The following is a 23,954-nucleotide window of genomic DNA, read 5'->3' as shown; positions in this document are numbered from 1 at the left end:
TTACACTCGTAAAAAACCAAATTTATAGAGTAGAAGTCTATGAGAATATTTTTACCTAAAACATGGGATTAATCCGTGAAAGGATTGAGTAGTTGATTCCATAGATAGCACGTACTGAAACTAATGATTTACCGATCACAAAAAAGGTTGAAGATATTATTCGATCAGGAGGGATTATTGAAAGTTATCCTGATGATTATCCACTACCTAGTGCTCTTCTCTATGGATATTCAAAAAGCTGATTATTACATATTGTCGTTGCATATAACAGGGAAGAAAACGAGATTATTGTAATCACTCCATATGAACCTGATGAGATTTATTTTGAATCAGGGAAAAAGAGGAGGTCATTATGAAATGTGCTATGTGTAAGAGAGGTGAAACAAAGCCAGGTATTACTTCAGTCTTACTCACTCGTGATCATTTTACCCTTGTTATGCGGGATGTTCCTGCAGAAATCTGTGATGTTTGTGGGGAGGACTATATTGATGGAGAGATTGCAAAGAATCTCTATTATATGGCCGAAAAGATGCAGGAACAAGGTACGCTTCTTGATGTCCGAAAATACCAATACCAGAATGATCCGGTTTGTGTAACTGAGTGATAATTTCTATTTTCCACTTCTTGAAAATTCATATCAGGCATAATGGAATTGATCTATTCGTTGATTCATGAGGTAATCTGTAATTCCCTTTTTCGGAAATGAAATCCCGACATCGTATCCAATAATTAAAACGTGGGTACTCTGACCTGATTCATCCGCCTCCTTCTGCTCATAGCCCGGTAGGATTAGCCGATGAGATTTCGTCTTCGATTGTGTGTGACGGAGCAATATAGGTCTTTTCGTCTGTCCTCATACCTGATTCAGCATATGCCAGCAGTTTTTTCCGACCGATCTTAAATCGCTCGTTAGAACCTGCAGCTTGACGACTCCCTAATAGTGCTCACCTCCGGAGAGTCGTCCGGACAGATGGGGATTGATGAGTATTCTGAGTAGGAAACCGAAGATTCGGGGGACTCTTCCGGATGTCTGTTTTCCCTTCCGGAGAATGTGACCGTCAGGAGGAGTAAGATGGTATCTTCCGGTCTTTTGTCTGGGGGGAAGTCCGTGTCTTCCCGGCAGATTCGGGATGCTCTTACTGCTGAGTATTTTGTGAACGGTTCCGGGCTGTTTCTGACGAGGGCAGTGTCAGATGACGGGAACCGGACGATGAGGTTTGGTTCTGATGTGGGAGGAGTGATTGGTACTGAGTTATTATTTTCTGGGATTTCTCTTGGTATTTCGGTGGTGAATTGTATCGGGATTGTCGGATTGTGGGTCAGATATGTCCGGGATCTCCGGGGAGCTCTCCAAATAGTCCGGGTGAGTGAAGAAGGGGATGTAGAGGTGAGGGGATTGAGGTTAAAAAGAAGAAAATATTATTTTATGAATTATTTTATTATGATTTTTAAAATTTGATAATTATTGAAATTATGAAGACCAAAATTAATATTTCAACTTTTTTTCTCCATTTTTAATACCAAATCTCCTCGCATTTGAGCATAATCTGCAATAAATTTTACAAGGTCAAATAATGCAAAAATCATATAAAAAAATGCTGAAATCGTAAAATAAAAAAAAAGGTAACTATTCAGTCGGCTTAGGCTAATGCAAGATTTTGAGAGAGTAACGACTCTCCACTAATATCTTTGGTTCTATTTGGTGACCATGGAAAATTATGAAATGCTGAAACAATTCCTTCAATAACATTAATTCCATTTTTTCTTATAGTTGAGATGTAACTTCTGATCAGAGCAATCGCACTGGCTGTATCGAAGCTTCTAAATCCACCTGATATTTTCATTTTTACCTTCATCATACGAATATCTCTCTCGGCCTGATTATTGTCGAATGGAACGAGAGGATCATTTATAAATCTCAACACACTCTCTCTCCACTCTTTTAGCCTTTCGAGTAAGTTTCGTACAAATCCCTTTTTCTTCCTGCCCCTTTTTACTTCATCTACAACCGGTGGAGGATTTTCATCCAGTCCTATCTGTATCAATTCATCGTATGACTCCATCAGACTGGTACGAATGATTGGAGGAATAGGAACCCCAACTCCATGAAATATCTCTTTGTTTTCTTTTGCCCCTAATAATAACTCAATAAGATCATAAGGCCATTTTTGAGAGGTTTCTTCTTCAACCCGGATGAGTTCTCGGATAATATGAGCACAACAAAAACTGTGTTCGCAGGAATAGGAAAGATAAGGACCCCAGAAATCATGAACACTAATCCCATGAAATTCAGGAAGGATTCCAATATTATCCATTCCTTCTTTACCTCTTTTTCTCTGAAGGGAATAATGAGTTAGGTTAGGAGTACAGGTCACATGAAGCCAATGAAGTTTTCCTTCTACTCTGACTCCAGTTTCATCATTATGGATTACGGGCTCATTTTGAAGAACGTTTACAATATCATCCTTAAATGATTGTAATTTCTTCGCTAGATTGTGAGTTAAATTTACGATTGTTCCAGGACTAACAGAAAAACCGAAAAGAACTGAGCAGATTTCAGTTACTCGTTCATAAGGGATTAATTGATGATGAGAAAAATAGGTCAGATAAGATTTGACTCTGGATCCATATTGAACTGGATGTGTAACATCTTCGGGAAAATCCCCTGATGTTTTTAAACCACAATGAGGACAGCAGATAGTGAAAGACTGATGTTCTGTTATCTCGATTGTGGGAGGAGGGGGAAGATCAAAAACCTGTCTTTTTTCAATGCCGAGTATTTTTCCAGAAACAAGGCTATGTCCACATTTGGAGCATTCATGAGGTTTATGATATTCGATATGATCTGGATGAGGACTCTGCCTTAAGGTTGTCCCTTTATGGCCGGGTTGACCTCCCGGATATTTCTTTCGAGAATCTGATTTATTTCGATTCTTTTTAGCATACCCATCAGAAGATGGTGGTTTTCCGCTATTTCGACTATTGAGGTTTAGCCTGGATTCGAGTTCTTTGACTCTGGATTCTAATTGATCAATTCTTTCATGTAGGTGAACAATATATGCAATTACTTCAGGAGGACATTCAAGTATTTTGGCTTTGAGTTCTTCTGGAAAGTCCATTTGATAATTTAACGTTAATAGTCATTATAAAAAGATCTTTCGGTAAAAATGAATTTTTAGAAGAAGAGGACTAATATTAGAGTAGGTTTTCAGATGGACGGGATAAGGGCGCTGAGACCGGCTGAATAGTTACAAAAAAAGAATATTTTGAGTAAAAAAAAACCAATTAAATAATGCAATTAAAATGACTACTAAAGGAAGATATAAGTAAAATTGAAAGTAGGTAATTAGTCCACTATATTTCTTAATTTCAATCCAAGCTAAAATATATTCCTTATCTGTATATGTCGTAATAATTGCAAATGCCATAATAATTATTGAAAATAATGCAGCAGAGACTGAAATTATGTTACTGAGAAATTCACTTTTTTGAGTTTCACATAAAGAATATGAAAATAAATTTAATAAAATAAAAATTAAAACAGAAATTAAAAAATCTTTAGCTAAAAATATATTTTTTAAACCATAATCCAATATTTTTGAGAGAAAATTATTTTCATTCATCTTTATTCTCTTCTAAAAGTTCTTCGAGGTTATGAATATTCTCTAATAATACTTTTTCCTTATCGGTTGTTTTTTCAAATGTAGATAAATCAGTAGATACGGAGTAAGGATAATTATATGTCTCGATAACAATGCCTTGATCTTTATTATTTTTTTCGACGATTCCCTTTACTTTTACTTTTCCATACCCTTCTTCAGCAAGAGCAATCCCACTCACAAAAAATGCTTTAAAAAAACCCATATCTAGCCCTTTCGGTGAATTAACGTCCATTTCCATCCCATCAGCATTCATCCTCTTTATATACTGTCTCATAGGTTCAGACAAAGGAGTACTATTTGGATTAGGAAGTGATAATTTTAAACTAATTTTCGTAATTTTCTTCATGCTTTCAGTATTATCTAAAATGCTTTTTCTTTTTGTAATGAGATTGATCTCAATTTGTTCTACACCTCGGTGAAGTGCGTTAAAGGCATCTTGAATTAAAATGATTGGAGCTAAATGCCCTACTGTATTTTTATTTTCAAAACAAATAATTGAACTCTTAATATCAATTAAAAAATAGCAAAAATCTTTTGATTCTATAAATTCTGAACGAAAATCTTCTGTTTCATCATCTTCAACATTATATTGATGGCTTGTATTTTTTCCCAATTTTCCAAAAATTGTATTATCATTAATCTGAATTCCAGCAAATTTAAACAAACTCTTATTATAATACCTAGAATCTCTGATTAATTCAATATAAGACCAATCATCTAAAATTATTTTTTTTGTTTGTTTTTCCTTTTTATTAATCTCTTTTTCTTTTTTTTTCATTTCCTCGATTTCTTGTAAAATTATTTTATTAGGATTCATTGAATAGGAAATAACTCCCAATAAGGATTTTTTTCTTAATTCTAATGTTTTCTTAATTGAAAGATCTAGATCAGATGGATTTGCATGAAAAGTTAAACGAGCAAATAGTAATTTACTTTTTGTCATCAAATGAAATGAGATGAAGTTAACAATAAACTTTTTGAATTGTTTTTTTTTACTAATTTAAGAGAACTGTCTATAACCTCAGCATTAATCTAAGAAAATCAATTATAATATGTGAGTTTTTCTTCATTTTTCATCTCGAAAAATTATAAAAAATTGCTGTTCTTATAGATTGATTGGGTGATGCGGACAAAATAGTTACTTGGGAGAAATTACTTCTATAGTTTACGACATAACATTTTATTAATATATCGTAAACATATAACCTACATTCGCCAGATCTCATAAATTAATTATATAATAGTAAAATATATAACTAAGTTTTAGTCGATATCTATGAAGAATGGAATCCCTGGAAATTCCTCTTCAAATAGACTCGATTAAATCAATTGATCATCTTGGAATTGTAGCAGGAACATTCCATAAACTTGGTTTAGCTCAAATAATTGATCGAGCTCTCCCCAAAACCGGACAGCACCGATTATCCAGTTCTCAAATATTATTAGCTTTTATTCTCAACGGCCTCGGATTTACCGAGAGACGTCTCTATCTTTTTCCGGAATACTGTCAAAACCTTGATCTCGAAAGACTGATAGGTCCAGATATTTCAGCCAGTCATTTCAACGAATCTGTATTAGGTCGATTACTGGATCAAATCCATGCCTATGGACCCACGAAGTTATTTACAGACCTAGTAACTCAAATGTTTACCGTTTACAAGGAGAAATTACAACTCGGTCACGTAGATACAACAAATTTCAGTGTTCATGGTGAATACGAAAACGGTTCTGGAGATGGTTGTATTAGAATTACAAAAGGACATCCAAAAGATAAACGATGGGATCTCAAACGTTTTGTTCTCAGTCTTGTTGTAAATCAACACGGTATTCCAATATTTGCCCGGGCACATGATGGAAACGAATCGGATAAGGAAACATTAGTTAAAACCATTCTTTCTCTCAAAGAATCTTTTGAGTTTGATCCGGATGTCATATTCATGGGAGATAGTGCCCTCTATACTGAAAAAAACATCAATTCTCTAGGCAAGGAAACAAAATGGATCTCCAATGTACCTGCTACGATCAATGAGATGACCGAACTCCAGAAATCTGATGTGGATTTCGTTCCAACTTCAGATCCTAGATATTCCTGCTGTTCCGCAGATTCTACTTATGGGGGGATCCCCCAAAAATGGATCATTGTTTCATCTGAAAAAATGAAGGTTCGTGAGGAAAAAACATTTGATAAAAACCTTGATAAGCGATACAAGGTTGCAATAAAAGGATTGAAAGAGGTCACGAAAATCCTCTATGAATGCGAAGCGGATACCAGAAATGCTCTTTTACGGTATCTGAACAAGAATTCATTGGTGACTCTGACAGAATCAGATGTTAAAATTGTTTATAAACGATCAAACGGTAAACGAGGAAGGCCAAAAGAAGGTGAAGTTCTCCTAACAAAATATCAAATAAAGGCTTCTGTCAAACCAAATCAGCAGACAATTGATAAAGAACGTGCTTACCTGGGCAGGTTTATTCTTGCTACAAATGTTCTCGATCTGAATGCTGAAGCCGTACTAGACCATTATAAAGGACAAATGTTAGTTGAACAAGGATTTCGGTTCTTAAAAGACAAATCGTTCAGGGTTGCTGAAGTCTATCTGAAAAATGAGAGATGTATTGAGGCATTATGTATGATTATGGTTCTTTGCCTCATGATTTATGCATATACTGAGTGGTTAATGAGAAAGCGGTTGCAAGAAGAAAAGGCGTCTGTTTTGAATCAAAAGAAAAAACCAACTTATAATCCAACCTTAAAATGGGTTTTCTTTAAGTTCAGGGAAATAAAATCCTGCATTATTGTGTTCAATGATAGATTGTGCTCATCAGTTCAACGATTGAGTCCTGAGAACTTGAAGATACTACATTTGCTTGGACCGGAGTATGAAAAATTCTACATCTGAAAAAAAGATCTAGCGAATGTGGGATAAATGCTTCATAATAAAATTGGGAAAATAACTCATTCAAAACTAAAAGAGAATACGAATTCAATTAAATCATTCCACCAGATAAGGACAACAACCAATTTCTTTTCACCCCCGGATATACCGACGAAGCCACCGGAACGAATATTATTGATTTAGGGGTTAGCCACAATACCGGTCCAGGCCAGCTGGTATCCGGTCATGTAACCCGGAGTATCGGGTATCCGGATGGGGGTGCTTTTGGTAATCCGGAGTGGTAGAGCGTTTTTGGCACACCGGAGAGATTATTGAATATTACACCTGCTATGGCTGATGCCATCTGGAAAACATTTGTACCCGGATTTTTTTAGGAAATGAAAAAGAAAAATCTCCGGATTATATGAGTAATTATTGGATCTTTTTACTTTTTCTCTCCCTTTTCTTCGCCTATTATTTTTTTCGCAATCATGAAAACCACAAGAGCAATTACAATAAAATTGATACATTCAGCTAAAAACGGATCTATCCCCAGATTGACCGGTTCCAAACCAAGAGTTGCGGTCTTCCGGTCTCCGGATGGGAACCGGAACTCCAATAAACGGCATGATACTATTGTCAACAAACGACTTTACCAGGGGCTGCTACTGGAGCACCCATGATAAACGCCACTGCAAGAGGAACAACCGGACACTCTTTTAAAATTCAAGAAATTCTGCAACCATTCCGGCCATGCTAATCATTTCCTTGTTAGCAGGCTGATTGGTTGGGGAACGCTCACTCTATTTATCCTCGGTTCTTTTGTTCTTTCCTTTTCCGGGTTCCGGGAGTGGTAGTCGGGGGGGTCAGGGTTTATTCGCTAGGAGTGACAGTAGTAGATTTTATGTTGTTTATTTCAGGGAGGGATTTTTTAGAAATAAAAGATCCATAGGGTGATAATCATGTGATCAGAGAGTATATTTCGAGTAAAAAGAATAATTTATGTAAGAATTTAAATTCATTCTCAGTGAGTATAAAGAAGATGAGGAATAATTACTCTACATATACTTTGAAATATACAATTTCTGAGTACAAATACAATATGATAAAAGGTGATACCGATGACAGAACGAGATGAGGTACTTTCAATTTTGAAACGAGAAGCTCATGACTTGAAAGACCGATTTGGTGTGACAAATGTAGGTTTATTCGGTTCTGTAGTACGGGATGAAGCCAAAGATTCCAGTGATCTCGATCTCCTCATTGAACTTGATCCGGAATCCATTACATATAAAAAATATCTTGATCTTGAAGTGTACCTCCAGTCTTTGTTTCCAAGAAAAATAGAAATTGTAACTACGGATGGCGTTTCTCCTTATATTCTTCTCTATATTTCCCGAGAGGTAGTCTGGGTATGAAAGAGTCACTCCCTTTTTTATATCATATTCTTGATGAAATACAGTATATTCTTGATAAAACCGGATCTCTGAATGTTGATGATATCAGACTTGACCCTGATTTAAGTCGTTCTATTCCCCGTTCTCTTGAGATAATTGGTGAAGCGGTAAAAAACCTCTCTCCTGCATTTCGGGATGCTCATCCGGATATTCCCTGGAATGCCATTGCCGGAATGAGAGATAAACTCATACACGGATATTTTGGAATAAAATGGATTGTAGTATGGTCAGTAATCAAGCATGATATTCCGGACCTGGATATAAAGATCCGGAAGATTATCGAGGAGATAAAGGCAGAATAGAGAAATATTTGAGGATGTTTTATGCTTAATGAAAATATTATTCAGAACGTTGTTCTACAGGTGGTGTTAGCGGAGCATCCGGAAAAAATAATTCTTTTTGGTTCATATGCCAGGGGAGAACAAACAGACTCATCTGACCTTGATATTCTAGTTGTTTTTGAATCTGTTCCTGAAAAGGGGAGAAAAATGGCAGAAATTAGAAATGCCATCGGCAGGGTTGCACCTGGAGTGGGTGTGGATATACTTGTAAGTACAAGAAATGAAATCCTGAATCCTCCAATTGGCTCAGCATTATATTATGGTATAAAAGAGGGAAGGACCGTTTATGCAGCGGAAGGATGATTAGAGCTGACACACCGATTCCTTTTCACACCAGGATCTACCGACGAAGCCACCGGATCTAAAAAATTATAAATTTAGGGGTAAGCCACAATAACGGTCCGGACCAGCTGTTATCCGGTCATGTAACCCGGAGTATCGGGGATCCGGATGGGGGGGCTTTCGGCAATCCGGGAGTGGTGGAGAGTTTTTTGGTACACTCTACCTATTTCGAAAATGGAAATACCTGAATCATCAGGTAACTCTTATAATTTAAGGAAAAATTAAATTTTTTTTTTCAAAAGAGGCATTTAGATCATTTATTTTCTCGTCATCTGGTTTCGATGGAGTTGAAATACTCATCCGGATCATCAGGCAACCAATTTTTTCTTTCGGCAGTATAATCTCCATAACCAGAATCAAATATTTTGATGAAACGGATTGCATCAACCGGACCGAGGGTATTAATTAAAGCCTGCATCCCTTCCTGCTGGATCCGGGATAATGTTTTCGTTGTCATATATTATTCTCCATGAGCCATATTGGCGGATGTACTACACTACATTGTAGTAAATGTTTCATCTTTTCTGCTGTTTGAAGTATTTGTTTATCGGTTGTGATAAAAGATGCCTGAGATTTTTCTGCACAAGTAATATGGATTGCATCTGCAGAATGGAACCCATATGATCGTAGTATCATCGTTCTTTATTTTATGGTCTCATCAATACGGACATATTCCTGCATAAGTTGGGTAGAACCCATCACTAATTCACGTTTCTGTATATGACTTATACGGAAAATTTCTTCATCAATCATCTCACTTCCGATAAGCATAACTGAATTACTGGACATTGTGAATATTTCCTGAACAGAATCAGCCTCCTGTCTGATGATAAATTGATCTTGATCATCAAAGGGCCTGCATAAACAACAGACATCGAGATATAATTTCATCATTGATCTAACTTCTCTATTCTCTCCCTTCTCTCAAGTATTAATCTTCTCATAAGGTATTCATATATATCTCGATATACTTCTCCCTAAAGTCATAATTGTTACCTTGAATAATCCTGAATTTGCAACTTATGAGAAATCCGGGCACATGTTAATCAGGGATTGTGGAGAGTTTTTTGGCACACCGGAGGGATTTTTAAATACTACACCTTGCTATAGCCGATGCCTTATTGAAAACATTTGCACCCACTTTTCTAGGAGATGAAAAATAAGAGGATCCGGATTATTTGAGTAATTATTAGTTCTCATTCCTTTTTCTCTCCCTTTTCATCGCCCATTACTTTTTTGGCAATCATGAATACCACAAGAGCAATTACTATAAAATTGATACATTCAGCTAAAAACGGACCTGTCCCCAGGTTAACCGGTCCCAATGCCAAAGTTGCGGTCTTCCAGTCTCCGGATGGAACCAGAACTCCAATAAACGGCATGATACTATTGTCAACAAACGAATTTACCCGGGCTGCTACTGGAGCACCCATGATAAACGCCACTGCAAGGGCCACAACCGGATACTCATTTAAAAATCAAGAAATGCTGCAATCATTCCGGCCATGTTAATCATTTACTTGTTAGCAGGCTGAATGCAGGAAGGTTGGGGGGAACTCACATTTTCCTCGGTTCTTTTGTTATTTCCTTTTCTGGGTTCCGGGAAGTGGATTTCTATTATTTGGGGTGGTCAGGGTTTATTCGCTAGGAGTGATAGTGGTGGATTTTATGTTGTTTATTTCAGGGAGGGATTTTTTGAAATTAAAGATCCATAGGGTGTTAATCATGTGATCAGAGAGCATATTTTGAGTAAAGAGAATAATTCAGGTTAGGATTTGAATTCATTCTCAGTGAGTATAAAGAAGATGAGGATTAATTACTCTACATATACCTTAGAATATACTGAGTACAAATACAATATGATAAAAGGTGATACTGATGACAGAACGAGATGAGGTACTTTCAATTTTGAAACGGAAAGCTCATGACTTGAAAGACCGATTTGGTGTGACAAATGTAGGTTTATTCGGTTCTGTAGTACGGGATGAAGCCAAAGAATCCAGTGATCTCGATCTCCTCATTGAACTTGATCCGGAATCCATTACATATAAAAAATATCTTGATCTTGAAGTGTACCTCCAGTCTTTATTTCCAAGAAAAATCGAAATTGTAACTACGGATGGCGTTTCTCCTTATATTCTTCCCTATATTTCCCGAGAGGTAGTCTGGGTATAAGAGTCACTCCCTTTTTTATATCATATTCTTGATGAAATATGGTATATTCTTGATAAAACCGGATCTCTGACTGTTGATGATATCAGACTTGACCCTGATTTAAGTCGTTCTATTCCCCGTTCTTTTGAGATAATCGGAGAAGCGGTGAAAAATCTTTCTCCTGCTTTTCGAGATGCTCATCCGGAGGTTCCCTGGAATGCCATTGCCGGTAGGAGATAAACTCATTCACGGGTATTTTGGAATAAAATGGATGGTGGTATGGTCAGTTATCAAATATGATATTCCATACCTGGATATTAAGATCCGGAGGATTATTAAAAATATAAAAATAGAATAGAGAATTATTTGAGGATGTTCTACGCTTAATGAGAATATTATCCAGAAGGTTGTTCAACGGGTAGTGTTAGCAGAGCATTCGGAAAAAATAATTCATTTAGAAAAGATTTCATTACCAGATACAGAAGAAACTAATCCTTCATTTATTTCCAATAATCTTTTATCAGCAATATTGGCCCATATATCATCAATTATAGTGTCTTTAGGTAAATTTAGACTTTCAATGAGCCTGTCAATAAGTGCCAATCGTTCCTGAACGGGAAGGGAAAGAACTTCCTGTTCAATTTTTGGTGATATTGATACCATGTCTATATATCATTCATCATTGAGAATATATCAATAACTTCAAAAACTCCAGATAAAGGAAAATAGATTGTTACCATAATTTATGCCAGGACAGGAACACTTATTCCTTGGCGAATAAACGACATCCGAAGAGAGTTTTCATTTTCATACTCGTTCGGAGTAAGAAGAATGAGATCAACTGGAATTTTATAGATATCAATAATATGTCGGATAGATTTTTTACATTTTTTTCTTCGTTCAAGTGAACTAAGACCAGTAAATGACGGGGATACTATTGCAAGATCAATATCACTTTCATTGGTTGCCGTTCCTTCAAATTGTGAACCAAACAGGATAATCGAAGTGATATTTATCCCCTGTTTTTTCATATCTTCTGAAAGATCAGTAATTAAAGATTCAACCCACGAATCCATGATAAAAAATCTCCAGTATCTTCAATAATCATCCTGGCAGTCTCTTCAGTAATATCATTTAGAAGTATATCAAGTAATGGAGGATATCTTATCTTAACGCTTACATCCTCTAATATATCCATAAGATTATCGAACTTTTCTGGCACTCCACCAGGAATAGTTTGTATTAAAAAATCCAGACTATGAGTTCTTGGGGGTTGAGTTTTTAAATAATGAAGGTAGAGAGCTTTTAATCCTTTTTCAAGCGTCAAATGACAGCAGAATACTGCCTTTGGATATCTCTTTCCATGAAAGAGATATTCTGCATCTTCATAATCATATTCAGCCTGATGTAACCACTCTAAAACTTCATGTTCCATTTTTCTAAATTTCCTCATTTAAAAATATACTGTGCAACAGAGTTTACCAGTTGCATATTTGATATCCTTCCCGAGATCTTCTTCTGAATAATGGAGTTGATTATGCCTTTTCCAGAGCAGTTCTTCAAATTGGAACCGATCAAGTCCTGATAATCGGCATGCCTGGGCAGATGTAATTATTCCTCGCTGATAGAGGCCTAATGTTAATTCATTCGTGAGTTCTTCTTTGACAGTATCTGGTGGAAGTTTCATCTCCTGAACGATAGATGATGGAATGGTAAGAGTAATGTCATCTGGCATTTGATTTCTCCAGGATTATGATACCTTAAAGAGTGACATTAATATTTGTGTGTTATATGGATTCATACTCTTTTCTCCTTTCCGGTCTAAAAGCCATGATAACTAAAACGAGAACTATCATTCCTAAAACTTAGTATTTCTCTAAATTATTTATAAAATACCTTAAATTCACCGCATTACTAACCACCCCACCGGACCAGGGTTGACACACCAATTTCTTTTAACTCCCGAATTTATCGAAGAAGCCACCGGATCTAATAAATTATAATTTTGAGGGTTAGCCACTACACCAATCCGGACCATTGGTGATCCGGTCATGTAACCCGGAGTTTCGGGTATCCGGATGGGGGGGCTTTCGGCAATCCAGGAGTGATGGAGAGTTTTTGGCACACCAGAGGGATTATTCAACATTAAACCTTGCTATGGCTGATGTCATCTGGAAAATATTTGTCTCCGGATGAAACGAAAGCACCAATAAACGGTATGAAACTATTGTCACCAAATGACTTTACCCGGACTGTTAGAGCACCCATGATTAACGCCTCTCATCAAAGTTATTTTAAGACAAAAACATTCGAAATGTAGTTACTGATGAAAATATTCATAACACAATATATCTTCCAACATGAATTTTGAGGTCGGTGTGGAAATAAATCAACAAACCTGTAAGCGTAGATATTAGAATTTCTAATCATCGTATTAGGTCAGTAATTTTATTATCAGGAGTCTGCAGGAATCTCAAACAATAGGTGCATGTGCTCTCCTTAATAGTAATTTCAGGAGAATGTTTGTATTAAGGAGGTACATCAACCCTTCAGGGTTTGGATCTTATGCTGTAATTCAACCGGAGAGAGGGACGGTTCTTCGTCTTCAAATTCACCGACACCCAGTCAAAGGAAAATTTCTTTTCATATTGCTGGTACTCTTTGTTTAATTCCTCAATGAATTGAAGGGCCCGATCTCTGAGATCATATAGAAGATTTTGAATTACTGATTCCACCTCATCAATAGTAATCATATTCGCATAAATTATTTGAAGATTCGAGGAATTATGGTATCTGTTCATTTAATTAAATATTTTCATAATGTCGTTTATATGTTTTTGATTTCCTTTACTTCATAAAATTTTGAGAACTAATAGATTCACATATCATTTCAATAAACCATTCTCGAATACTTTTTCGATACCTTAAACCATGAAAAGCCCATATCTTTTCATTACCACTGAGGACTAACCATGAAACGTATGTATCAATCCGGAATCCTGCTGACTCTCTGCCTGTTCCTTGTCTGCACAGGGTTTGCTGAAGAGATCCCTGCTGAAAACACCATAACGGATTTCTCATGGGCTGGAACCTGGACTGATGTGAACTATACACTTACGCTTGAACAGAACGAATCTGAAGTCACAGGAATTGCGATATCCCATAATCCTGATCTGAACGATCCATTTCTCTTATCCGGAACCCTTTCAGAAGATGGAAAAGAACTCACTGCCATCCTGAAAGACTCAGGCACCCTTACATTAATCCTCTCTGATGACCAGATATCCTTCACCGGAAATGGGACGGTTGATCAGTTTTCCGATGAAACTGAGCCATATACCTACAACACAGAAGGGTTCAGAAACGGCACGATACTCGATCCAGAGAATATCTGGTCAGGAGACTGGCTGACACAGAATTCATCATTCACCATTCATCAGAGTGGCAATTCCGTAACAGGCACCTACTTCAACTTATCATCTCCGGATGGGTATGGAATATTTGAAGGTCTCGTATCTGATGATGGAAAAACACTCTCCACAACCTGGGAATATCCAGATAATGCAACCTTTGCTCTTTCTGACGACGGTATGTATCTTATCGAGACTGACTGTGAAGAAATGGATTATGCCGAAGGAACATGTCTCAACCTGACCAGAGAACTGTGAACAGAATTGGTACTTGAATAAAAATGGAGGAATGGATCATTAGTTCTGATAAATCTGTATTTTGTACAGGGCATCATCATCAGAACTGAATGGAACCTTTTCAGGTTTCTTTTTATGACTGGTCACTTCCTTTTTATCCTTCTCATCTCCCCTCTGTCCGGGACCTTGTGAACAATGTTTTGAGGATTTCATCTGATGATGACCTGGACAATTCATTCCATTTTCAGATTTCGTGAATTGAATCATTGATTCTCCCTGCATAGGGCTCTGAAAATTTCCCTGATTTATACCGTGATAACCGGGTATCATGTTCTGATTATCACCGTTCATTAAAATACGTGAATCCTGCTGATTCATCGTGCCCGGTTGAACCATGAAAATAATTGCCGTACAACCAAACATAATGACGGAGATAATCAGGACAATAAAGCAACCGAACAATGTTTTATCAACCATATCTGGCACCTTTTTTGTCTCTTATTTTCAGATACATGAGTGGAAAAATGGATTGTAACTGTTCCATGCAGAGAGGAGGAGAGAGAAGGTTGACAAATAGCATTTCTGATAATCCCTTGAATCAGATTTATCATTCAAACGCTCCTCTCATTCCATTGAGGCAGAGAACGAATATTTCCACTCCACAGTCATACATCATCAACGGAGGTATAAAAGAAAGTATCAACCGGTTATCTTGATATATGAGCTATTGAGTTGGGTATTTCATTCATTATTTCGTCAATACCTTTCGGGTGGTTTTTCTGATAGTATAACATCCGAATCACCTATTATTTTCAGGATATCCATATCCTCCGGTGCTAATGGCAGGAAAGGCAATTCTTTCCATACATACTCGGTAGCACATGACATTGCTTCCGTACCATGCAAAGGAGTTTTTCTTCATCGCCCTGACCCCATATTGGACCAACCGTGTGAATCACGTACCTTGCCGGGAGATAATCCAGAATTTCCTGTTAAATCTTCAGGGTATATTCATTATCAAGATCCTCACCCAGCATATCATTTATCGTCAAAGGATTTCGGATTTGATCATCTAATATTGTCAGATATCATTCGTTTGAACCTGTTGAGATTCGTCACCCTCATACAATTTTGCTATTCTCTCCGTCATCATGTGAGATATAAACTCATATGATATGTGTAAACATAATTTCGTTAGATTTTAATCTCATCCGAATACATGATGTTTTGTCTGCCGGAAATTCAGAATTAAACTCTTATTGAGATTTGATGACTCAATCCGGAGACAGAAGTGATAGGATGAGATTTGCTTCTCGCATAATCTGGTTTAAACAACGATTTTACTTTAAAATTCGTTGGAAAAAAGAGAAATCAGTTCAGAAAATCGTAATGAATGTGTCCCCCCTCGTTGACTTCACTGCCAAGCTGATCACAGAAGGGGAACAATCATACATTATTCTGGGATGTAAAAAAGTTACCTGCCTGCCAGGGTATCCTCAGAAGAAAGTGAGGAATTCATGACCGATACTCCTCATTATCAGACTGTGCGGACAATTTCCTATTCCGCTAAGTCATATCTTGCAAGTCTTGGATACTGCACGGTCCGTGTCTCTCCTTCCCCTGTTCCAATAGATATCATCGGCTGGAAAGGTCGGGATGAACTGGTATTTGTCAAAGTCATCTCTTCCAAGGAATGGAAAAATCCGGAGAAGTTTCAATTACGAGTGAAAGAACTTGCAGGTCTTGTCCGGTCAGTTCCTCTCAAGGCTGAAGTTGAGCTCTGGACTTCTGTCCCTGGCTGCTGGAACCGGTACCGGGTATTCCCTGGTGGGATCTGCGCTCTTTCCGGAAGATCTGCATGAATGGGCAGGATCGAAAGCAGAGAATTCTCTCTGCACTTACCATCCTTTCAAGACCTGAGCAGGTGGTAGAGACCCGAATCATTCTGCAGGATGGTATCGGGTCCGGGTATTACAATAATCCGGAGAAACTAGCCGAAGCAGTATCAGTTCTTGATTCAAACCCCCAGATCAGGGGAATTTATATCACCCTGAATGAGATGAAACCGGCCCTGCTTGCACGAAGGGCCAACCGGATCCTGATGCGTCTTACCAAGAAGGATGCTACAACTGCTGACCAGGATATCATCCGGAGACGATGGCTCCCGATTGATATTGATCCGGCCCGGCCATCCGGGGTGTCGTCATCAGATGAAGAACATGAGGCTGCACGTGCAAAGGCTCTGGAAATAGCAGGGTATCTTACTTCTATTGGATGGCCTGAACCTATTATTGCCGATTCTGGAAACGGGGCACATCTCCTGTACAGAATTGATCTTCCAAATGATGTGAAATCACGGGATCTGGTAAAGGGATGTCTCGAATCCCTCCATATCCGGTTTTCTGATGAACAGTGTTCGGTTGATGTGGCGAATTTTAACGCTGCACGTATCTGGAAGCTGTACGGCACGATGTCACGAAAAGGTGACAATACTCCTGAACGACCATACCGGTTTTCAGATATCATCAGTCTTCCTGACCAGATAGAAGGAGTTTTGGAACCGGATCTTTTCAGACTTGCTTCGCTCTATCCGGATACTATTCCAGATGTGCCATCTTCAGCTGGGACCGGTGGTCAGGTTGATGATCTTGGTGCATGGCTTTTCGGTCATGGTATCGGGTATGAGGAAAAACCGTTCCATGATGGCACACTCTATGTCCTTGACCGGTGTCCGTTTTCAGATGCTCACCAGGATGGGGCATATACTATACAACCTGAACTCGGCATTTTAACCCATAGGTATTTGGTCGGTGAAGAGGCTGAGTATTTTTGTTGCTCTCTTAGGAATCTGTGCAAAACTTTTTGTTCCACGTGCATCATGAATTATCTCAATTTTTGAAAGTTCAAAAAAGACTTCTTCTACAGAGATAATCTGATTTAAGTTTAATATGCGAAGTTTTCTTAAAACTGAAAAGTATATCCTCAGTGCCAATAATGATATGAAAAAATAACCTCTAACACTTTCTTCCGACTGCAAATACGATTTATCTGAATCTATTGGGTTTTTTAATGCATCAAATGCAAGTTCCACATCTTCCCTCTCTTTATATAAAAGAAAAATTTCTGCTGGAGGTTTAGCAATGTCAGATAATATTGGAATTATTCCCGAAAATTCGCATTTATTTTGATATTCACCTACATTCAGGCCTCTTTTAAGTGAATTTTTTAGTAAAGTAGATTCTTTTTCCCCCTTCAATAAGGGATCCATATAAAGGTAGAGGTAACCATATTGATTATTAACACACGTACACAAAATCCCTCTATTACGATATAAAAACCCTCCATCCCATACTATTTTAGATTTTTGTAAGAATTTTGAATTCTTTTTTAATGGGACAAGGTAGTGAATACCTCTTTTTTTTAGTTCATTCAACGTAACTATTCAGTCGGCTTAGGCTAATGCAAGATTTTGAGAGAGTAACGACTCTCCACTAATATCTTTGGTTCTATTTGGTGACCATGGAAAATTATGAAATGCTGAAACAATTCCTTCAATAACATTAATTCCATTTTTTCTTATAGTTGAGATGTAACTTCTGATCAGAGCAATCGCACTGGCTGTATCGAAGCTTCTAAATCCACCTGATATTTTCATTTTTACCTTCATCATACGAATATCTCTCTCGGCCTGATTATTGTCGAATGGAACGAGAGGATCATTTATAAATCTCAACACACTCTCTCTCCACTCTTTTAGCCTTTCGAGTAAGTTTCGTACAAATCCCTTTTTCTTCCTGCCCCTTTTTACTTCATCTACAACCGGTGGAGGATTTTCATCCAGTCCTATCTGTATCAATTCATCGTATGACTCCATCAGACTGGTACGAATGATTGGAGGAATAGGAACCCCAACTCCATGAAATATCTCTTTGTTTTCTTTTGCCCCTAATAATAACTCAATAAGATCATAAGGCCATTTTTGAGAGGTTTCTTCTTCAACCCGGATGAGTTCTCGGATAATATGAGCACAACAAAAACTGTGTTCGCAGGAATAGGAAAGATAAGGACCCCAGAAATCATGAACACTAATCCCATGAAATTCAGGAAGGATTCCAATATTATCCATTCCTTCTTTACCTCTTTTTCTCTGAAGGGAATAATGAGTTAGGTTAGGAGTACAGGTCACATGAAGCCAATGAAGTTTTCCTTCTACTCTGACTCCAGTTTCATCATTATGGATTACGGGCTCATTTTGAAGAACGTTTACAATATCATCCTTAAATGATTGTAATTTCTTCGCTAGATTGTGAGTTAAATTTACGATTGTTCCAGGACTAACAGAAAAACCGAAAAGAACTGAGCAGATTTCAGTTACTCGTTCATAAGGGATTAATTGATGATGAGAAAAATAGGTCAGATAAGATTTGACTCTGGATCCATATTGAACTGGATGTGTAACATCTTCGGGAAAATCCCCTGATGTTTTTAAACCACAATGAGGACAGCAGATAGTGAAAGACTGATGTTCTGTTATCTCGATTGTGGGAGGAGGGGGAAGATCAAAAACCTGTCTTTTTTCAATGCCGAGTATTTTTCCAGAAACAAGGCTATGTCCACATTTGGAGCATTCATGAGGTTTATGATATTCGATATGATCTGGATGAGGACTCTGCCTTAAGGTTGTCCCTTTATGGCCGGGTTGACCTCCCGGATATTTCTTTCGAGAATCTGATTTATTTCGATTCTTTTTAGCATACCCATCAGAAGATGGTGGTTTTCCGCTATTTCGACTATTGAGGTTTAGCCTGGATTCGAGTTCTTTGACTCTGGATTCTAATTGATCAATTCTTTCATGTAGGTGAACAATATATGCAATTACTTCAGGAGGACATTCAAGTATTTTGGCTTTGAGTTCTTCTGGAAAGTCCATTTGATAATTTAACGTTAATAGTCATTATAAAAAGATCTTTCGGTAAAAATGAATTTTTAGAAGAAGAGGACTAATATTAGAGTAGGTTTTCAGATGGACGGGATAAGGGCGCTGAGACCGGCTGAATAGTTACCATTCAACAATGAATACGAAGAGAAGCCCCGATCCAAAATTAATCCAATATCGTTGTCTTTAAATCGATTTAAGAAATTTTTTATTGTTTTTATATCTCTCATAGATCCATATGAGACATCGCATCCGATTGGAAGACCGGTATTCGATGAGAATGCCATTGAAACCCCAATTTGTTCGTTTTTATCATGGTCTGCATTATATCCCTTTTCAGCTAACTTTATTGATTCAGAATAAGTAATAATCGCAGTTAAGTCGTAAAATATCAAATCGTCGTCTGAAGCTAATTCTGCAAATAAGTCATACCACCAGCCAACTTCAGAACCGATTTGGTGAAGTACCTCTCCTAAATGTTTAGGCAACAATTTGACATTGATTTGATTGGATAAATCTAACTTTTCCCATCGTGATTCAATTAATCTGAGAGGTTTAGGATCTAAGGCTTTTACGATAGCCATAGTGACTAATTCCTTGAAATATGGAGTATATTTTTCTAATAATGATTCAAGATCCTTGATGTATGAATAGGCTAGCATCCCATTAGCATATTCAAATATTTCTCTGTTTGAAACTATTTTTGAGGCTGAATTTTTTTTGGGTTTAAACGTACCATCACGAGTTATGGATCCAATATAGTGTGTCGTTTTTTTCGATTTTTTTGTTTGTGGATCATACACACTTGAAGCGCGATAAACATAAAAACCACCTTTGATTTGATGAATTTCTACGTTATGTTGAAGATTTTTTTTCAAGTTTTGAAGGGTGTGCCGCACCTTATCAGGGATCATATTCATATCCTACTACTGGGTTAAAATACACTGTGTTAATTTATTAGTAGAATTATAAATATTTTGCCCTGTTCTAGAAGTTCATTTTTTAAACTCCTTAAAAATTGAATATTTTTCAAAACAAAGGGTAAAAATATTTGAAGGAAACTTACAATACTGGGTTAACTAAGAAAAGTTAGGGTATACAATTTGGTTCGGGCGGTGTTTTTGCAGGATGTCATCATGATTCCTGCGGAGGAGGAACCCAGCGATGGAAAGAGCTCAAGGAACGATTTGACGGAAAACCGGATATAGGGGAACGTCTTTCCAAGCTTTCAAAAGACCGGATAAGGGAGAAGGTCCTGGCTGAGGGGCGAATTTGTCCTGATAGACGCGATGAGAAGATAAAGGCCGAGGCTGAGCATGTGCTCCAGACGACTGATCCTATCAGGTATATCCTTGATGAATTTTCCAAAGAGCATGAAGGGGACAGGGTTGTTGCAACCTGTCTTATCATGTCGCTTGCATCCCGGGCGGTGATAAATTCCAAGGGACTTCATGTCTCTATTACCGGGGAGTCAGGGAAAGGAAAGTCCCATACGATTGATACGATGCTCAGTCTTGTCCCGGATGAACTGCGGATTGACGGCAGGATGAGTGATAAAGCACTCTTTTACATCAATGATCTGAAACCGGGATCGATAATCGCCCTTGATGATGTGAGTCTTTCAGACCAGATGCAGGAGATTCTGAAGGGGGTTACGTCATCTTTTCAGCGTCCGTTCAGGTACCGGACGGTGAGCAAGGAACGAACTGGTATGACCTGCATCATCCCGGAACGGTGTGTATGGTGGATTACGAAGGTCGAAGGGGCCGGTGATGACCAGGTGTTTAACCGGATGCTTACCTGCTGGATTGATGATAGTGAAGAACTAGACAAGCGGGTGCTTGAACGGGCACTTGATGAAGCTTCCCGGATTCCTGCGACACATACGAAGATTCGAAAAGAGGTCAGGGTTATCAGGCAGATCTGGCGGACGATTACCCCGTCCTGGGTCACGATTCCGTTTGCCAAACAAATTCGATTCAATTCTGCTGCGAACCGAAGAAATCCGGATATGCTTCTTGATCTAATCAAGACTTTTGCCGTGCTGAACCAGTTTCAGCGGGAGCGGTCAGTAGTAGATGGGACGCCGTGTGTGGTTGCGACAAAAGAAGATTTTTCTGCTGCAGCACAGCTTTTTGATGCCCTGAACGGGGATACCGGTGGTCAGGAGACAAAACTGACCAAACGGGAAGCTTCTCTCATCACTGCCATCCAGGCACTCAATCTCACGGAGATGACGGTCCCTGATCTGCAACGGATAACCGGATGGTCAAATTCATCAATTTACAAATTGTTGAACGGATACCAGTCACGGGGAAGTGTGTATTCCGGTCTTTTAGAAAAATGTCCGGCGATCTCGTATTATGAACGGGCGATCACCAGCGGAGAGAATGGTCAGACGGTTTCGCGACGGCTCAAGGTATTCACCTGGGACCAGCAACTCTATGAGTCCTGGCTCACTCGTGGAACGGTTACCCTCCGTAAAGATGATCCTGCCGTGGATGAGGATTTTAGAGATCCCGGACCTGAGGGCGGTGATGCAGGCTCTCGGAAGGAGAAAGAAGATGGATCTGGTGATACGGCTCAGTCAGAAGAGACTTTTGATCCCGGTTCTGTTTCAGCGGAAGAAGGGGCTGGTCAGCAGCCTGACTCCTCACCGGATGATGGCTCCTGTGTGGAAGCAGTGCGGAAAAAAGAGGGTCATTTCTGCAGGAGTGCTGCACCTGCAGCAGATGAAAGCAGCGCGAATATTCTTCTAAATACAGTACATCCATCATCACTTAGAGATCTTTCTTTGTATGCTGCAGAAGGAGAACTCACGGGGGGAGAGCACTCTTCTCCGCTCTCTGTGGATGATACTCTCTGTGAATTCAGGGTTGCAGAACACGATTCCCTTCTCTCTTCTGATAATCGAGAGATTTCAAAACCAACGCCTGAATTTGAGCGGATCCCTGCAGCACAGTGCAGCATTCCAGCGGTACTGCAGATTTCACAGATCGATCCTCATGAGTTTGTGCATCTGACCGGATGGCCGTCACAGGAACGGTGTGCTGTGTGTGGCCGGAAACCCACGATGTATACACAGAAGATGCGAAAAGGGCAGAATAATCCGCCGATTATGCTCTGTGAAGCATGTTATCATCGGGCGGTGAGCAGTCATGTTGCCCGTCTTGTTACCCTTCCCGGTGTAATTCAGACCAGTTCGATGGTACGAAGAGAGACCGGGGGACGGTGCTCTCTTTGTGATATTCTTCCGGTTGCCTGGATTGATCGTGAGTCGCATATCGGTTTGTGTGAGTCCTGTTACAAGCGTGAATCTGCCAGGAACACGAGGGAGAATCCGGAATGAAACGGCCTGTTACTGATGACTGCCGGATCAAAAAATGTCCGTATCTTGTCTGGCACAATTTTCAGAATAAGAATGATCCGAACGTGATTACCAGAAGAAGATTCTGTGCCCTGGGAAACCAGATGCCATCATATCTCAAAAAGTGTCCACTGGAAGAAGAAAAATGAAATTTGTTGTAATATCAGAAAAGCCGGCTCCTGATCTACGGAACCGTTCGTTTGAAAAATCCGGACGTATGTTTCTTGCCAAAGAGAATCTCCGGGTTGTGATTGACGGGTCAGGGATGTTTGATATCAGCCTGAATGGCGTGCATGTGGTTATTTTCGGTCTAGGAGATTCCCCGGTGTATGTATCCGAAACGATGAACCAATGTGGTACTGCTACTTTGTCAGTAAGTCGTCGGGGATTTTACCTGACGATTGGAAACATGATTTATGTTACACCTGCAGACCGGGTTCGAAAAGTACTGTCCGGAGAACATCGCAAAGCCCCGGTATTTCTCGTCAGGGAACCAAGGCAACTATCCGGAGGGGATGCTATCAATTGATCTTTTCCTGCCCTGAATCGGCAGAACAGGTTTGATACTCTAATGATTTGGAGAGTGGATGAAATCCTATATTATTCTCCTCTCAATCTCATTGTGCCGGTGTGCACACGGCAGGGGTACGTCGAATATGGCAGATTTTGTGTCAAAATCAGTTGTCAAAAGTGCAGAACGGGTACTTGCTACTCCGTTTGCCAGTAAGGATGCAATGAATACTATCATCGGTGATATCCTCGCCGATAATCCGTGGGGATGCACGAGCTATGAATCAGGCGGAGAGACCAATCCGGCGATTATGAAGGGCTCGGAATATTATTCCGGAACAGTTGTGTATGAGAACAATGAGGGAAAACAGGTGGGACGAATCTCTGTCAAAGCCCCAAGTTCTGGTGGTTTTGATACGAATATCTCAACAATCCTTGCGAACACCGTACTGAGTACTGCGATGGGCGGAACTGCATCTCATGACAGTTCAGATGACGGGTATAGTGTGACGCTCAAATGTCATGCTGCAAATGGAGAACTCTTCAACGTCGCATTCAAACGGGACAGGATCTCTGTTTCCAGCTATGAGTCCGACAGTATTCTGACCACTATTGAGACCTGGGCAGATACCGTGGGTGCTCTGGCCTGATTCTCTTCG

At 38.9% G+C, this 23,954-nt stretch carries 32 protein-coding genes and 1 pseudogene; 16 read left to right on the top strand and 17 right to left on the bottom strand.

Annotation, left to right across the window (positions count from 1 at the left end; all coding sequences use genetic code 11):
• Positions 1-104: 104 nt before the first annotated feature.
• The 3 genes from KSK55_RS16670 to KSK55_RS03080 all read left to right on the top strand — a co-directional run bounded on the left by KSK55_RS16670 (position 105) and on the right by KSK55_RS03080 (position 1,459).
• Entirely contained in the window at positions 105-242 is a 138-nt protein-coding gene (locus KSK55_RS16670) for a DUF4258 domain-containing protein (RefSeq protein ID WP_372238742.1), read from the top strand.
• Positions 243-352: 110 nt separating this feature from the next.
• Complete coding sequence (locus KSK55_RS03085) at positions 353-604, top strand: type II toxin-antitoxin system MqsA family antitoxin (protein WP_218608134.1); 252 nt, start codon at positions 353-355, stop codon at positions 602-604.
• Between the two features lie 468 nt (positions 605-1,072).
• Complete coding sequence (locus KSK55_RS03080; RefSeq protein WP_218608133.1) at positions 1,073-1,459, top strand: hypothetical protein; 387 nt, start codon at positions 1,073-1,075, stop codon at positions 1,457-1,459.
• Positions 1,460-1,640: 181 nt separating this feature from the next.
• Here the strand turns inward: KSK55_RS03080 and tnpC (KSK55_RS03075) are convergent, their stop codons facing one another.
• The 3 genes from tnpC (KSK55_RS03075) to KSK55_RS03065 form a co-directional block, all read right to left on the bottom strand.
• Positions 1,641-3,119, bottom strand: coding sequence for an IS66 family transposase (tnpC, locus tag KSK55_RS03075; RefSeq protein ID WP_218607127.1), 1,479 nt, complete (start codon positions 3,117-3,119; stop codon positions 1,641-1,643).
• A 129-nt stretch (positions 3,120-3,248) separates the two neighbouring features.
• The gene (locus KSK55_RS03070; protein WP_218608132.1) at positions 3,249-3,623 is read right to left on the bottom strand and encodes a hypothetical protein; all 375 of its coding nucleotides are present in this window, start codon (positions 3,621-3,623) and stop codon (positions 3,249-3,251) included.
• Positions 3,616-4,605 carry a hypothetical protein gene (locus KSK55_RS03065; protein WP_218608131.1) on the bottom strand — a complete coding sequence of 330 codons (990 nt, stop codon included), beginning with the start codon at positions 4,603-4,605 and terminating at the stop codon, positions 3,616-3,618. Before KSK55_RS03065 ends, KSK55_RS03070 begins: the two co-directional genes overlap by 8 nt.
• Before the next feature lie 340 nt (positions 4,606-4,945).
• Between KSK55_RS03065 and KSK55_RS03060 the strand changes: the two genes are divergently transcribed.
• Positions 4,946-6,565: an IS1634 family transposase gene (locus tag KSK55_RS03060; RefSeq protein WP_218608130.1), complete on the top strand. Its 1,620-nt coding sequence runs from the start codon at positions 4,946-4,948 to the stop codon at positions 6,563-6,565.
• Positions 6,566-6,986: 421 nt separating this feature from the next.
• Here the strand turns inward: KSK55_RS03060 and KSK55_RS03055 are convergent, their stop codons facing one another.
• Positions 6,987-7,160 carry a hypothetical protein gene (locus tag KSK55_RS03055; protein WP_218608129.1) on the bottom strand — a complete coding sequence of 58 codons (174 nt, stop codon included), beginning with the start codon at positions 7,158-7,160 and terminating at the stop codon, positions 6,987-6,989.
• Positions 7,161-7,662: 502 nt separating this feature from the next.
• On the opposite strand from KSK55_RS03055, the gene KSK55_RS03050 reads away from it, so the two are divergent.
• Genes KSK55_RS03050 through KSK55_RS03040 form a run of 3 tightly spaced genes read left to right on the top strand, consistent with a single transcriptional unit; the run spans position 7,663 to position 8,642 of the window.
• The gene (locus tag KSK55_RS03050) at positions 7,663-7,959 is read left to right on the top strand and encodes a nucleotidyltransferase family protein (protein ID WP_218608128.1); all 297 of its coding nucleotides are present in this window, start codon (positions 7,663-7,665) and stop codon (positions 7,957-7,959) included.
• The gene (locus tag KSK55_RS03045; protein WP_218608127.1) at positions 7,956-8,300 is read left to right on the top strand and encodes a HepT-like ribonuclease domain-containing protein; all 345 of its coding nucleotides are present in this window, start codon (positions 7,956-7,958) and stop codon (positions 8,298-8,300) included. Before KSK55_RS03050 ends, KSK55_RS03045 begins: the two co-directional genes overlap by 4 nt.
• Positions 8,301-8,321: 21 nt before the next feature.
• Positions 8,322-8,642, top strand: a complete 321-nt coding sequence (locus tag KSK55_RS03040) for a nucleotidyltransferase domain-containing protein (RefSeq protein ID WP_218608126.1) — start codon at positions 8,322-8,324, stop codon at positions 8,640-8,642.
• 307 nt (positions 8,643-8,949) lie between these two features.
• Here KSK55_RS03040 and KSK55_RS03035 read toward each other — a convergent pair whose 3' ends face one another.
• The 3 genes from KSK55_RS03035 to KSK55_RS03025 form a co-directional block, all read right to left on the bottom strand.
• Positions 8,950-9,138 carry a hypothetical protein gene (locus KSK55_RS03035; protein ID WP_218608125.1) on the bottom strand — a complete coding sequence of 63 codons (189 nt, stop codon included), beginning with the start codon at positions 9,136-9,138 and terminating at the stop codon, positions 8,950-8,952.
• Positions 9,139-9,323: 185 nt separating this feature from the next.
• Positions 9,324-9,575 (bottom strand): hypothetical protein, encoded by a 252-nt coding sequence (locus KSK55_RS03030; RefSeq protein WP_218608124.1) that lies wholly within the window; start codon positions 9,573-9,575, stop codon positions 9,324-9,326.
• A gap of 302 nt (positions 9,576-9,877) precedes the next feature.
• Complete coding sequence (locus KSK55_RS03025) at positions 9,878-10,138, bottom strand: MscL family protein (RefSeq protein ID WP_256664165.1); 261 nt, start codon at positions 10,136-10,138, stop codon at positions 9,878-9,880.
• Between the two features lie 421 nt (positions 10,139-10,559).
• Between KSK55_RS03025 and KSK55_RS03020 the strand changes: the two genes are divergently transcribed.
• Both KSK55_RS03020 and KSK55_RS16665 read left to right on the top strand, forming a co-directional pair.
• The gene (locus KSK55_RS03020; protein ID WP_218608123.1) at positions 10,560-10,856 is read left to right on the top strand and encodes a nucleotidyltransferase family protein; all 297 of its coding nucleotides are present in this window, start codon (positions 10,560-10,562) and stop codon (positions 10,854-10,856) included.
• A 24-nt stretch (positions 10,857-10,880) separates the two neighbouring features.
• Positions 10,881-11,193: pseudogene (locus KSK55_RS16665) on the top strand (HepT-like ribonuclease domain-containing protein).
• Between the two features lie 92 nt (positions 11,194-11,285).
• On the opposite strand, the gene KSK55_RS03010 reads toward KSK55_RS16665, so the two are convergent.
• From KSK55_RS03010 to KSK55_RS16355, 5 genes are all read right to left on the bottom strand, one after another.
• Complete coding sequence (locus tag KSK55_RS03010) at positions 11,286-11,498, bottom strand: addiction module protein (protein ID WP_218608121.1); 213 nt, start codon at positions 11,496-11,498, stop codon at positions 11,286-11,288.
• Between the two features lie 80 nt (positions 11,499-11,578).
• Positions 11,579-11,911 carry a nucleotidyltransferase domain-containing protein gene (locus KSK55_RS03005; RefSeq protein WP_214418729.1) on the bottom strand — a complete coding sequence of 111 codons (333 nt, stop codon included), beginning with the start codon at positions 11,909-11,911 and terminating at the stop codon, positions 11,579-11,581.
• Positions 11,887-12,270: a HEPN domain-containing protein gene (locus tag KSK55_RS03000; protein WP_218608120.1), complete on the bottom strand. Its 384-nt coding sequence runs from the start codon at positions 12,268-12,270 to the stop codon at positions 11,887-11,889. The genes KSK55_RS03005 and KSK55_RS03000 overlap by 25 nt, the downstream gene beginning before the upstream one ends.
• A gap of 18 nt (positions 12,271-12,288) precedes the next feature.
• On the bottom strand, positions 12,289-12,570 hold the full coding sequence (locus KSK55_RS02995) for a UPF0175 family protein (RefSeq protein WP_218608119.1): 282 nt from the start codon (positions 12,568-12,570) through the stop codon (positions 12,289-12,291).
• A 410-nt stretch (positions 12,571-12,980) separates the two neighbouring features.
• Positions 12,981-13,103, bottom strand: a complete 123-nt coding sequence (locus KSK55_RS16355) for a hypothetical protein (RefSeq protein ID WP_256664164.1) — start codon at positions 13,101-13,103, stop codon at positions 12,981-12,983.
• Positions 13,104-13,807: 704 nt separating this feature from the next.
• On the opposite strand from KSK55_RS16355, the gene KSK55_RS02990 reads away from it, so the two are divergent.
• Complete coding sequence (locus KSK55_RS02990; RefSeq protein WP_218608118.1) at positions 13,808-14,503, top strand: hypothetical protein; 696 nt, start codon at positions 13,808-13,810, stop codon at positions 14,501-14,503.
• A gap of 39 nt (positions 14,504-14,542) precedes the next feature.
• Here the strand turns inward: KSK55_RS02990 and KSK55_RS02985 are convergent, their stop codons facing one another.
• Both KSK55_RS02985 and KSK55_RS16660 read right to left on the bottom strand, forming a co-directional pair.
• The gene (locus KSK55_RS02985; protein ID WP_218608117.1) at positions 14,543-14,749 is read right to left on the bottom strand and encodes a hypothetical protein; all 207 of its coding nucleotides are present in this window, start codon (positions 14,747-14,749) and stop codon (positions 14,543-14,545) included.
• A 569-nt stretch (positions 14,750-15,318) separates the two neighbouring features.
• Positions 15,319-15,441: a hypothetical protein gene (locus KSK55_RS16660; protein WP_372238732.1), complete on the bottom strand. Its 123-nt coding sequence runs from the start codon at positions 15,439-15,441 to the stop codon at positions 15,319-15,321.
• Between the two features lie 558 nt (positions 15,442-15,999).
• Between KSK55_RS16660 and KSK55_RS02980 the strand changes: the two genes are divergently transcribed.
• Together KSK55_RS02980 and KSK55_RS02975 are read left to right on the top strand one after the other, a co-directional pair.
• The gene (locus KSK55_RS02980; RefSeq protein ID WP_218608116.1) at positions 16,000-16,344 is read left to right on the top strand and encodes a hypothetical protein; all 345 of its coding nucleotides are present in this window, start codon (positions 16,000-16,002) and stop codon (positions 16,342-16,344) included.
• Positions 16,341-17,381: a hypothetical protein gene (locus tag KSK55_RS02975; RefSeq protein WP_218608115.1), complete on the top strand. Its 1,041-nt coding sequence runs from the start codon at positions 16,341-16,343 to the stop codon at positions 17,379-17,381. Before KSK55_RS02980 ends, KSK55_RS02975 begins: the two co-directional genes overlap by 4 nt.
• Here KSK55_RS02975 and KSK55_RS02970 read toward each other — a convergent pair.
• The 3 genes from KSK55_RS02970 to KSK55_RS02960 form a co-directional block, all read right to left on the bottom strand.
• On the bottom strand, positions 17,271-17,915 hold the full coding sequence (locus KSK55_RS02970; RefSeq protein WP_218608114.1) for a transposase: 645 nt from the start codon (positions 17,913-17,915) through the stop codon (positions 17,271-17,273). The genes KSK55_RS02975 and KSK55_RS02970 overlap by 111 nt on opposite strands.
• 18 nt (positions 17,916-17,933) lie before the next feature.
• The gene (gene tnpC, locus KSK55_RS02965) at positions 17,934-19,412 is read right to left on the bottom strand and encodes an IS66 family transposase (protein WP_218607127.1); all 1,479 of its coding nucleotides are present in this window, start codon (positions 19,410-19,412) and stop codon (positions 17,934-17,936) included.
• An 89-nt stretch (positions 19,413-19,501) separates the two neighbouring features.
• A complete protein-coding gene (locus KSK55_RS02960; protein WP_218608113.1) occupies positions 19,502-20,332 on the bottom strand; it encodes a transposase in 831 nt (276 codons plus the stop codon).
• 404 nt (positions 20,333-20,736) lie between these two features.
• Between KSK55_RS02960 and KSK55_RS02955 the strand changes: the two genes are divergently transcribed.
• The 4 genes from KSK55_RS02955 to KSK55_RS02940 are packed head-to-tail and all read left to right on the top strand — an operon-like array spanning position 20,737 to position 23,945.
• Positions 20,737-22,767: a hypothetical protein gene (locus tag KSK55_RS02955; protein ID WP_218608112.1), complete on the top strand. Its 2,031-nt coding sequence runs from the start codon at positions 20,737-20,739 to the stop codon at positions 22,765-22,767.
• Positions 22,764-22,934, top strand: coding sequence for a hypothetical protein (locus tag KSK55_RS02950; RefSeq protein WP_218608111.1), 171 nt, complete (start codon positions 22,764-22,766; stop codon positions 22,932-22,934). The genes KSK55_RS02955 and KSK55_RS02950 overlap by 4 nt, the downstream gene beginning before the upstream one ends.
• Positions 22,931-23,314 carry a hypothetical protein gene (locus KSK55_RS02945; protein ID WP_218608110.1) on the top strand — a complete coding sequence of 128 codons (384 nt, stop codon included), beginning with the start codon at positions 22,931-22,933 and terminating at the stop codon, positions 23,312-23,314. Before KSK55_RS02950 ends, KSK55_RS02945 begins: the two co-directional genes overlap by 4 nt.
• Before the next feature lie 58 nt (positions 23,315-23,372).
• Positions 23,373-23,945 (top strand): hypothetical protein, encoded by a 573-nt coding sequence (locus tag KSK55_RS02940; protein ID WP_256664163.1) that lies wholly within the window; start codon positions 23,373-23,375, stop codon positions 23,943-23,945.
• The last annotated feature ends 9 nt before the right edge of the window (positions 23,946-23,954 follow it).

Origin of the sequence: Methanospirillum hungatei, from assembly GCF_019263745.1 — an archaeon.
GTDB classification, from domain to species: domain Archaea; phylum Halobacteriota; class Methanomicrobia; order Methanomicrobiales; family Methanospirillaceae; genus Methanospirillum; species Methanospirillum purgamenti.
This window is presented reverse-complemented; position numbering and strand designations above follow the sequence as displayed.